An 8221-nucleotide genomic window follows, 5' to 3' on the forward strand; every position below is an offset into this window, starting at 1 on the left:
CGTGTACTCCTTCTCATGCTGACTGACGGTCGGCCGGGGGCGGCGTCAGCTCCGCGACCCGGGAACGCGTGATCGTGACACTGGCGAACACGGCGAGCGCGAGCATGATCGCGCCGGCGACCACGAACGACATGCGCAGCCCGGACAGCGAGGCGAGGACGCCGCCCAGCAGCGCGCCGAACGGCATCGCCCCGTAGGTGACCAACCGGTGCACGCCGGTGACCCTGCCGAGCAGGTGGTCCGGTGTGCCGGACTGTCGCAGGGACATCTGGTTGACGTTCCAGATCGCGGCACCGAGCCCGGCCAGGACCTCCCCGGCCCCCGCGATCCACGGGTTCGGCGCGGCGGCGGTGACCAGGCACGCGACCCCCGCCACGACGAGCGCCAGCCGGAGGCTGATCGCCGTGCCGAACCACCTGTTGAGCCGCCCGGCCGGCGCCGCGCCGAAGAGGGCGCCGAAGGAGCCCACGGCGAGCAGCAGGCTGAAGCCGAAGGCGCCCAGGCCGAACACCTGCTGGGCGAAGAGCACGAAGATGGCGCTCTGCGCGAGGCACGCCACGTTGAACAGGCCGGCGATGCCGGTGATCGCCCTCAGCACCGGCTGCCGCCACAGCCAGGAGAAGCCCTCGCCGATGGCCTGCCGCATGCCGCCCTCGCCGAGGGTGTTGCGGGCCACGTGATAGTCGCCGCGCATCCTGCGCAGGAGGAGGGCGCTGACCAGGAAGGACAGCGCGTCGCCGAAGAAGGAGAGCGACCGCGACATGGTGAACAGCAGACCGCCGAGGGGCGGGCCGACGAACGACTCCACCGTGTTCCGCGATCCGACCAGCCACGAGTTGGCCCGCTGGATCCGCTCGGGGTCGTTCGCCACCACCCTGGGCAGCACGGCGGCGCTGGCGCTGTCGAATACGGTGTCGGCGATCGCGATCAGGAAGCCCACCACCATCAGCAGGGCGATGCCGGCGGACCCCGTCGCCACGGCCACCGCGAGCCCCGCAGTCAGCCCGGCGCGGACCAGATCGCTGATCCACATGGCCCGTTTGCGGTCCCACCGGTCGGCCATGACGCCCGCGGGCAGGGCGAACAGCAGCCAGGGCAGCCTGCCGACGACGACCACCGACGACACCACGATCGGGTCGCTGGACAGCGTGGCCGCCAGCAACGGCAGCGCCGCGGAGGAGATCCCGTTGCCGAGGAGCGACACGGTCGTCGCCCCCCACAGCATGGGGAAGTCGGGCGCGAGCGCGGACAGGCCGAACCGGCTCGGCCGGCCGGGTGGACTCGTGTTGCGCAGGGTGTCCGCCATCATCGGTCCTTTCTGTCGGGTGCACCGGCTGGGAGAGGCTCGGGCGCGAGGTCGAGTCGCAGCAGGCCATGCCGGAGCAACTCGGCCACCAGCTCGCGGCCCTCGTCGGCGGACGGCCCGCCTTCGCCGGAGGCCGCGCGGACCAGCTCGTCCACCCGCCACGGGGTACGGGCGAGCAGCCGCCGCACCAGGGGGGCGCAGACGGCGTCGAAGTCGTAGCGCTTGCCTGCGGACACCAGGACGCACCGGCGGCCGTCCTCCTGGAAGGCCACCGGCCGGGGCGAGGCCAGCACCACGACGGTGTCCGCCGGGCAGTCGCCGCCCTGCCCGGCCGCCGCGTACGGCAGCGAGTGCCGGGGCCTGGCCTGCTCGCGCCCGTCGCGTTCGGCGACGTACCGGCGCAGCCCGTCCTCGGTGAGCAGGGCGCCGATCTCCTCCCGCAGCACGGACAGCCGGGCCGCCGTTTCGTCGTCCCACCCGGTGAACGGCAGGTCGAAGCGCGCCTCCGCGAGGCGGCGCTGCCGCTCGACCACCCACTTCAGGAAGTCCTCGACCACCGGCCGCCGGAAGCCGATGGTGAGGTGGACGGTCGTGCCGCCGACGGGCCGGACGGCGTGCCAGTGGCCGCGCGGCACGTACAACGCCTCGCCCTCGCGCAGCTCGAACTGCCGCAAGGGGGCCGCGGGGCATTCGTTGAGGGGCTCGTCGCCGGGCAGCGGCACAGGACGGCCGACGCCGAACAGCTGCCATTCCTTGCGGCCGTAGATCTGCAGGATGAGCCCGTCATGGTCGTCCCAGTGCGGGTCGAAGGCGCCGACCTCCCCCCAGGAGGCGTAGAGGTTGACGAACACCTCCGCGCGCAGGTCGTGTTCGAGGGCTTCGGCGAGGTCCCGTACCGCCGGAACGGCCTCGTCCACCGAGCCGAAGACCAGCGTCGCGCCTTCGCGCAGCCGGGCGTGCAGTTTCGTGCTGCTGACGCGGAGCGCGGGTTCCCTGCCGACGCCTCGGCCCGGGATCGGCTCGACGTAGGACGACGGGGGCAGCGACTTGTTCGCCTTGGCCACCTGCATCCGCAGCGGCCAGGCCCGGTGGCCGTCGAGCAGCCGGTTGAGCTCGGCCCAGGGCAGCAGGTGGTGGAAGCGGTCCGGCTCGCCGGTGTCGTGGTAGCAGTCCCTGCCCCAGTACCGGTCGAGGAACCGTTCACCGGTGATGGTGCCGAGAACGCGGTCCAGCGCGTGGCCGCCCGCGCCGGTGCCGCCGGGGTCGCCGGGGTTCGGCCCTGGCAGGTCGGACAGGGGGTCCAGCTCGCCGACCACGAGCAGCCTGCGTGTCTCCGCCATGATCACCCCCGAGGTCAGACGTCGGCCCGGTGGACCGGCAGGCGTGCCGCCGGATCCAGGTCCAGCAGGAGGCGGCGGGCGTGCTCGGCCTCGTCCGGCCGCCCCAGCCGCTCCGCGCACACGGCCGCCGCGTTCGCCGCCGACGCCCCGCGCAGCGTGCCGGAGCCCGCGGCCCGCAGGAACGTCTCCAGCGCGGCCTCCCAGTCGCCGCGCCCGGCGAGGTAGGCGCCGATCGCGTAGAGCGGCTCGGGATCGACGGGGTCAAGGGCGAGCAGTTGCCCGACGGCGTCGTCGGGCGCGCTCGCCGTGCCGGCCAGGGTGTCCAGCTTGAGGTGGGCCTCCAGCACCAGCCCCCGGTTCTCCCGCTGGTAGTGGGCCTGCACCGGGTTCTCGGCCGACCGCGCCAGGGCGTCGTCGTGTTCCATGGCGGCGCGCATGTGCGCGACCACCGGCTCCCGGTCGCGGCCGGACAGCTCGTGCAGCGCGGCGGCGCGGTGGTAGCGGCTGGTCACCAGGTGCGCCAGCCAGCCCGGCTCCTCGCCGAGACCGGCGAGGGACCGCTCCGCCTCGGCGAGCCATCGGGCCGCCTCCTCCCGGTCGCTGCCACGGGCGCGGGTGGAGACCAGTTGCAGGGCCGCGAGGGTGCGCAAAGCCGGGCGGACGGCGTCGCGGGCCAGCCGGCCGAAGATCTCGTACGGGATGGGGGACTTCCTGTTGAGCTGGTAGGCCGCACGGGACACCTCGTAGACCAGCTGCTGGCGGAGCGGGTCGGCGTCGATGGCGACGGTACCGACCAGGCGTACGGCGTGGCGGTGGAAGCCGAGTTGCGTGAGCAGGGCCACGACGACGACCCGGCGTGCCGTCGGCAGGTCGGCCCAGCGCTCCAGTGCCTCGACGAGGGCCCGCCAGCGCGGCGAGCGCACCTCCTCGGGGAGCGCCGCGGGCTGCCGGCACAGGTGCCGGTGGCTTCTGGCCTGCACGATGACCTGGTAGCGGGAACTGGTCACGGATACCGTGCTGAACCAGTTGGGCACGACCGCCTCCTCCTCGCCGGTGAGCATCCGGGCGAGGTGGACGGCATGCCGGGAGCGCAGCGGGACGGGGTCGGCGGCATCGCGCAGGTCGAGCCACCCGGTCCAGCGGCGAGCCAGTTCGGCCGTATCGAGCGCGTCCGCCGTCGGGAACCACAGCTCGCCGAATGACCGGGAATCGTCGCGCTGATAGGCGAAGGAAGGCACGTGGGGCTCCTAAACCACTGGGCAGGGCAGGTGGGAAGGCGGGGTGAGCGGTTCGAAGACCTCCGAGCCGTGGCACACGACGCGGTACACGACGTGGTCGTCGGCGGAGGGCAGCCGCACCTCGACCGGCTGGCGTCCGAACAGGGACTCCGCCGCGTCCAGCAGCGCCGCCGGGTCGGCCGGGGCCCGCCGGAGGGCGCCGCGCCCCGCGATCCGGCTTTCGACGAAGTCCAGGTGCGCCGCGCCGGCCGCGGCCACGGCGTGTCCTCGGTCCCGGTCGCGGCTCTGCAGGCTGCTCGACGGGCGCGCGCCCAGTGCGAGCCTGGCCGCCACCGCCTCGTAGACCGCGTGCCGTACGGCGTCGGCGGTGTCGCCTCTCGCCGCGGCGCCGCAGGTGAGGGCGGTACCGCCGGTTCGGTGGAGCAGGGCGAGCACGATGTCCGGGTACGGCCGGGCCACGCGGACGGTGCGCAGGCCGACCTCGTGATCGCGCAGGCCGGTGAGCAGTCCCGCGGGCAGCACGGAGTCGTGCAGGTGGTCCAGGTCCTCGAACTGGATGTCACCGGTGCGCCAGCCGCGGGCCAGCACGTGCCGCTCGATCACTTCCAGCAGCGCGGATGTCCGTGCCCGCCGCCGGTCCGTGCCCGCGCCGGTGCCGGCCGACGTCTGCACGCACCACCGCTCCTCGGGCGGCGGCGGGTCCCAGCCGAGGAAGACCGCCTGGGCCGGCACCGCCGTCTCGGCGCCGTCGCGCATGCCGGTTCCGACCACCCAGTGGCAGGGCGGAGAACCGGCGTCCAGCAACGCGGCGGGTTCGACCCGGGGGAGTGCGCCGGGATCCGCCAGCAGCGGCAGCACACCGGCCGCCGACACGTGGCTCACGTGCTGGACGTACTCGCCGAGCGCGCGCCGCGCCGCCCGGCCAGGGTCGTCGTCGCAGGCTCCGCCGCTGATTCCAGTCTCGTCGCTCATCCAGGCGACGTGGACGGCGCCATTGATCAGAGGGCGCACCGTGGGCCCGGCGGCCCGCACCGCTCCCCGGTGGGTCATACTTACTCCTAGGCGAACATCGACCGTCACTCCAGGTGCGGACGCGGCGGGGTGCCTGCGCAGGCGACCCACCCCACCACGTCCTTCCGATCGGCCGCTCCCAGGTCACGGGTGGGCGGACGACCTACGCGTCAGTAAGACTTGTTGCCGAGCACGTCGAACTCCGCGGCTTCCTCGTCGACCTGACCCAGGTCCCAGCTGATCTCCATGGACGCGTTCACCTCCTCTCGTAGTTCGTGGAATCCTGGCGGGCTCGGAGGTATGGCGCATCTCGCAGATTGCTAGACTGAGCGGTTCACGTGCTGTCGGAATCGGTAGTCGTCGGCCCGCCTAATCCGGCGAGGAGAACCTCGACGAGCAATTTCCGCTGCCGAATCCTGTCTGCACATATCCCGCCATATAGCGGTATTTCGGGTAAAACCGGTTTTGTGGGGCCCAAACGCGGTCTTCCCAGGTCAATGCCACCGCTCCGCGTTATCGGATCATCGCGATGCGGGGGAGGACGCATCCTCGCGCGGACGTACTGCGCCCGGTGAGGCGTCCGATTCGTACAAGCCATCGCAGGCAGGGTGGCGGGATCATGAGGATATGGAATTCGACCTGACCAAGGCGGCGACCTTCATGGTCACGCACGCGCCAACTCGGGCGGCTCGGGGGCGTAGAAGCTTCCGACTCTCCCTGGTCGGGGTGGGGTGCTGGGCGGGACATGCTAGCTAGCATGCTAGCTAGCATGTGGCCAATGACAGGGCAGGAAGACCGATGCTGGATGGGGAACTGGCCGAGATCGTCGCGGACCTACGCGCGCTCGGTGGTGATATCGCCGATGTCGAGGTGAAGACGTCGCGCACCGAACTGCCGAAGTCCACACGTGAGACCCTCTCGGCCTTCGCCAACACCCATGGTGGGGTGCTCATCCTGGGCCTCGATGAGACGAAGGGGTTCGCCCCGACGGGTGTGCGGGACCCGGCGAAACTCGCCGGGGACCTGGCCTCCCTGTGTTCCACCGACATGGAGCCTGCCCTGCGACCGCTGATCCGCGTCCACGACTTCGAGGGCTCGAAGATCATCGTTGGCCGAGGTCCCGGAGGTAGATCCGAGCCAACGGCCGTGTTTTTACAAGGGCGCGGGAATGACGCGAGGTAGCTTCATTCGGGTTGGTGATGGCGACCGCCGGTTGTCCAGCTATGAGGTCCAGGTGATGTTGTCTTCGCGTGGACAACCTCGCGAAGACGAACAGGGAGTACCAGGAACCGGGCTCACCATGCTCGATCCGGTGGCCCTGGACTCGCTGATAGCGCGGTTGAGGGTCAGTCGGCCGTACGCCTTCAAGGACCTCGACCGCCATGACGTGCTCCGGAGGGCGAAGATCCTCGTCGCTGCGGCCGGTGGTGAAGTACTTTCACTGGCGGGTCTGTTGGCACTTGGCTCTTATCCGCAGGAGTACTTCCCCCAGCTCATGATCAGCTTCGTCCATTACCCGCGCAACGATGAGGTTCCGGCGACCGGGACGCGCTTTCTCGACAATGTCACCGTCGAGGGCCCCATCCCCGTCATGGTTCGTGACGCGTTGGCCGCGATCCGACGGAACATGTCCCGGCGGGCGATCATCAGAGGCTCGGGGCGGGAGGACGTCTGGGAGTACCCGGAGACCGCTCTTCGCGAGGCAGTGGTCAACGCGCTCGTACACAGAGACCTGTCCAGTGCTGCACGCGGTACACAGGTTCAGATCGAGATGTACCCGGACCGGCTGACGATTCGGAATCCTGGAGGCTTGTTCGGTCCTGTAACGATCGACAGTCTGGCGGACGAGGGCGTCTCCTCGGCGCGGAACGCGACTCTGATGAGGATTCTCGAAGACGTTCCGATTCCCGGAGAAACGCGTACGGTATGCGAGAACCGGGGCTCGGGTATCCGCTCCATGGTCGCCTCCCTATTGGCCGCCGGAATGAGCCCGCCGCATTTCGATGACCATGTTGCCTCGTTCGTCGTCACCATTCCCAACCATGCTCTCCTGAGTGAGGAGACGGTGTCGTGGATCGAAGGCCTTGGTGAGCGGGGGCTCACTGACAGTCAATGCGTCGCGCTGGCGATGTTGCGTGACGAGCAGGTACTGGACAATCGGGCCTATCGCAGCGCCACAGGCGTGGACTCGAGGGTTGCCACTTTCGAGCTTCAGGATCTTGTAGCACGAGAGCTGGCCGTCCAGAGCGGAGGACGGAGATGGGCTCGCTACGAGTTGTCCCCGCGTTCGATCCGACCGGCCGTACCTGAGGCATTGTCGTCGCCGCGTGCCGACCGGCGCCCGCAGGTACTGCGGGCGCTCGGCGATGAGACGTTGTCACGGGCCGAACTCGCCTTGCGTACTGGGCTCACCGATCAGACCGTCCGGCGCTGGTTGGCCATCCTGCGAAAGGAAGGCGTCGTGGAACTGCTTGGAAGTTCCCCGAGGAGTGGTGCGGCCCGATATCGACGCGTGCGGCAGGGATCTTTGTTCGTTTCTTCGTGAATTCCGAGAGCGCTTGAGCACGTCGGGAAGGACCACCGATCCGACATCGAACCTGGCCGTGTTGGAAGACCTGCCGCAGGCTGCGGACGCGTGGGTGTACTCCGCCCGGGGAGGTGTCCGATTCGTACAAGGCGTCGCGGGTCGGGCGGCGGGATCATGAGGATATGGAATTCGACCTGACCAAGGCGGCGGCCTTCATGGTCACGCACGCGCGGGTGCTCGACCGCCGCCGTTTCGAGATGATCAGCACCCGGGACGCGCCGGCGGATGCGCTCCTCGCCGCGCTGGCGGCGTACCGTAACGATGACGGCGGGTACGGCTGGGGCCTGGAGCCCGATCTGCGGTCCTCCGAGAGCCAGCCCGCGGGGGCGCTGCACGCGTTCGAAGTGCTGGAGGAGATCGGCGGGCCTGTGGGGGAGCCGGCGACGGTGTTGTGCGACTGGCTCGGCTCGGTGACGCTGCCCGACGGTGGGCTGCCGTTCGCGCTGCCGATCGGTGAGCCGGCGGGGTCGGCCCCGTGGTGGCTCGGCGCGGACTCCAAGAGCTCATCCCTGCACATCACCGCCGCCGTCGCAGCCGCCGCCCACGGTGTCGCGCGGCACGACCCGGCGGTGCGCGACCACGAATGGCTCGCGTGGGTCACCGGCTACTGCCGGCGCGAGATCACCGACCCCGGGCGCCCGCCGGCCTGATGAATTCACCGGCACGCCGGTGAACGTCACCTAGCGTCACAAACGACAAAAGGTGCCGCTCTGACCTGGCATGATCTGGATTGACTAGA

General features: G+C 70.3%; 7 protein-coding genes. 3 read left to right on the forward strand and 4 right to left on the reverse strand.

From position 1 onward, the window contains the following. Nucleotides 1-13 precede the first annotated feature (13 nt). From AB0M95_RS21075 to AB0M95_RS21090, 4 genes are read right to left on the reverse strand one after another with little or no spacing between them, the layout of a single operon-like run. A complete protein-coding gene (locus tag AB0M95_RS21075) occupies nt 14-1309 on the reverse strand; it encodes an MFS transporter (RefSeq protein ID WP_363767051.1) in 1296 nt (431 codons plus the stop codon). After that, nucleotides 1306-2646 (reverse strand): cupin domain-containing protein, encoded by a 1341-nt coding sequence (locus AB0M95_RS21080; protein ID WP_363767054.1) that lies wholly within the window; start codon nt 2644-2646, stop codon nt 1306-1308. The genes AB0M95_RS21075 and AB0M95_RS21080 overlap by 4 nt, the downstream gene beginning before the upstream one ends. A gap of 14 nt (nt 2647-2660) precedes the next feature. Beyond that, nucleotides 2661-3884 (reverse strand): hypothetical protein, encoded by a 1224-nt coding sequence (locus AB0M95_RS21085; RefSeq protein WP_363767057.1) that lies wholly within the window; start codon nt 3882-3884, stop codon nt 2661-2663. A gap of 9 nt (nt 3885-3893) precedes the next feature. After that, nucleotides 3894-4934, reverse strand: a complete 1041-nt coding sequence (locus AB0M95_RS21090) for a YcaO-like family protein (protein ID WP_363767060.1) — start codon at nt 4932-4934, stop codon at nt 3894-3896. A 759-nt stretch (nt 4935-5693) separates the two neighbouring features. On the opposite strand from AB0M95_RS21090, the gene AB0M95_RS21095 reads away from it, so the two are divergent. From AB0M95_RS21095 to AB0M95_RS21105, 3 genes are all read left to right on the forward strand, one after another. Continuing rightward, nucleotides 5694-6077: an ATP-binding protein gene (locus tag AB0M95_RS21095; protein WP_363767063.1), complete on the forward strand. Its 384-nt coding sequence runs from the start codon at nt 5694-5696 to the stop codon at nt 6075-6077. Between the two features lie 118 nt (nt 6078-6195). Next, a complete protein-coding gene (locus tag AB0M95_RS21100; RefSeq protein ID WP_363767066.1) occupies nt 6196-7440 on the forward strand; it encodes an ATP-binding protein in 1245 nt (414 codons plus the stop codon). Between the two features lie 164 nt (nt 7441-7604). After that, nucleotides 7605-8132: a hypothetical protein gene (locus AB0M95_RS21105; protein WP_363767069.1), complete on the forward strand. Its 528-nt coding sequence runs from the start codon at nt 7605-7607 to the stop codon at nt 8130-8132. Nucleotides 8133-8221: the final 89 nt, after the last annotated feature.

The sequence above is a fragment of the Sphaerisporangium sp. NPDC051017 genome, from assembly GCF_040683095.1.
Lineage (GTDB): Bacteria > Actinomycetota > Actinomycetes > Streptosporangiales > Streptosporangiaceae > Sphaerisporangium.

Coding starts and splice junctions, on each gene's coding strand:
- AB0M95_RS21105 (WP_363767069.1), top strand. CDS start 7,605: ATGGAATTCGACCTGACCAAGGCGGCGGCCTTCATGGTCACGCACGCG.
- AB0M95_RS21090 (WP_363767060.1), bottom strand. CDS start 4,934: ATGACCCACCGGGGAGCGGTGCGGGCCGCCGGGCCCACGGTGCGCCCT.
- AB0M95_RS21100 (WP_363767066.1), top strand. CDS start 6,196: ATGCTCGATCCGGTGGCCCTGGACTCGCTGATAGCGCGGTTGAGGGTC.
- AB0M95_RS21095 (WP_363767063.1), top strand. CDS start 5,694: ATGCTGGATGGGGAACTGGCCGAGATCGTCGCGGACCTACGCGCGCTC.
- AB0M95_RS21080 (WP_363767054.1), bottom strand. CDS start 2,646: ATGGCGGAGACACGCAGGCTGCTCGTGGTCGGCGAGCTGGACCCCCTG.
- AB0M95_RS21075 (WP_363767051.1), bottom strand. CDS start 1,309: ATGATGGCGGACACCCTGCGCAACACGAGTCCACCCGGCCGGCCGAGC.